At 59.3% G+C, this 2,069-nt stretch carries 1 protein-coding gene; it reads left to right on the top strand.

From position 1 onward, the window contains the following. The first annotated feature begins 153 nt into the window (after window positions 1-153). Entirely contained in the window at window positions 154-1,980 is a 1,827-nt protein-coding gene (locus ACVWXE_RS14315; protein ID WP_457490639.1) for a Zn-binding domain-containing protein, read from the top strand. The last annotated feature ends 89 nt before the right edge of the window (window positions 1,981-2,069 follow it).

The following is a 2,069-nucleotide window of genomic DNA, read 5'->3' as shown; positions in this document are numbered from 1 at the left end:
TTCTGCCATTTGTTTTCATCTAAAAAAACCAACTTCATCCTCTTTCCTCTATAAATTGTTCTCTCTATCCTAACATAAGATCAACACGACCTAGGCAATTCCATTGAAACCGTCATCGACGCGGATCGGGAAGAGCTGCCCCTCAGGGAGACAGTGGCCCAGCAAATCCAACTTGAGGAGTCTGCCCGCCAACAAGTGAAGGAGCAGGTGCAGAAGCTGCTGGCCGCCGATCGCCAACTCGTAGATAAAAGCGGCTGGTTTAGCGAGCGCTGGCTTCAGCAGGTCATTGAAGAGGCACCCCAGGCTTTTGACCGAGCTTTCGATCGCTGGCGAGAGCTCTATCGGGCTGCCACGCAGCAGTTGGAAGCCGCTAACCGCCAGCTCCAGACGACTCGCCAAAAGAAAGACCAACAGGAAGCCGAGCGCCGCCAGCAAGAAGCCCTGCGCCAGCGCAACTTGCTGCTGCAGATTGGAACCCAGCGGGAGGAAAGCGACTTCTATCCCTACCGCTATTTGGCTAGCGAAGGCTTCTTGCCCGGCTACAACTTCCCTGCCTTGCCGGTGCGGGCCTGGGTGCCCCGCGGCAGCGAGGGCGAGTTCATCGCCCGGCCTCGCTTTTTGGCTATCCGCGAGTTTGCTCCCCACAACTTCCTCTACCATGAGGGCTGCCAGTGGGAAGCAGTGGCGTTTCAGGCTCCGCCCGGCGGCCTGGAGGAGCGCAAAAGTAGCCACAAGCTCTGTTTTAGCTGTGGGGCCTTTGCCGATCCCCACCTGGATTGCTGCCCCGTCTGCGGCACCCAGTTCGATGGGCAAAACAGCCTCTTTACCCAGCTTCTGGAAATGCCCAATGTGCGCATGCGGCGGCGGGATCGCATCACAGCTGACGAAGAGGAGCGGCGGCGGCAAGGCTACGAGCTGCAGACCTTCTTCCAGTTTGCTCCCGAAAGCTCTGGCTACCGCGTCCAAGAAGCTGATGTGCTGAGCGGACAAACTCCCCTGCTGCAGTTGCGCTATGCCCCGGCGGCCACCCTGCTACGCATCAACCACGGCTGGCGGGGAAGTGGAGGGCGCGGCTTTTTGGTCAACTTTGAAAATGGGGAAGTTCCCTCGCGAACTCAGCTTGAGCGGAACAGGGCAGGCTCGTCCAACCCAGTCCCCCTGCAGTCCATTCGCCTGGCGGTGCGCAGTACCCAAAACCTGTTGCTGGTGCGCCTGGTTCAGCCAGGGGTGGAGAATCCGCAGGCCCTGGAGACCACCCTGCGCTATGCCCTCAAGCGAGGGATCGAAGAGACCTTTGAGCTAGAAGAGACAGAGCTGGCCGCCGAGTGCATCGGCCAGGGATCCCATCAGGCCATGCTCTTCTACGAAACAGCAGAAGGGGGCGCTGGCGTCCTGCGGCGCCTGGTGGAAGAGCCCCAGGCTCTAGCGGAAGTGGCCCAAGTGGCGCTGGAGATCTGTCACTTCCAGCTTTCAGAGGCCGGGATCCAAGACCTGCGGCCCGAATGCCGAGCAGCCTGCTACGAATGCCTGCTCAGCTATGCCAACCAACGGGAAGCGCTGCAGCTTGACCGCTATCAGATCCGGGATCTTTTGGGCCTGCTGGTCAACAGCCGCACCGAGCTGCGCTCCCTGGGTCGCTCCCGCCAAGAGCACCTGGAGTGGCTGCGCCAGCTCCTGGACCCTCGCTCTGAACTGGAGCGCCGCTTTCTCGAAACGCTGGCAGCAGGAGGGTATCGGCTGCCTGAGGATGCCCAGAAAGCCATTGCCGATCCCGACTGCGTCGTTGACTTCTTCTACAGCCCCAACATCTGCATCTTCTGCGATGGCCCAGTCCACGACCAGCCTGCCCAAGCGGAACGGGATCGCCAACTGCGCTCGCAGCTGCAGGGACGGGGCTACCGCGTGCTTGTTCTGCGCTACAACCAAGATTTGCAAGAGCAGCTGGCTCGCTACCCAGAAGTATTTGGCAAGGGCAGCTAGGTCGTGTTGATCTTATGTTAGGATAGAGAGAACAATTTATAGAGGAAAGAGGATGAAGTTGGTTTTTTTAGATGAAAACAAATGGCAGA

The sequence above is a fragment of the Thermostichus sp. MS-CIW-41 genome, assembly GCF_054058915.1.
The sequence above is the reverse complement of the archived record's forward strand: the minus strand, read 5'-3'. Positions and strand labels throughout refer to the sequence as shown.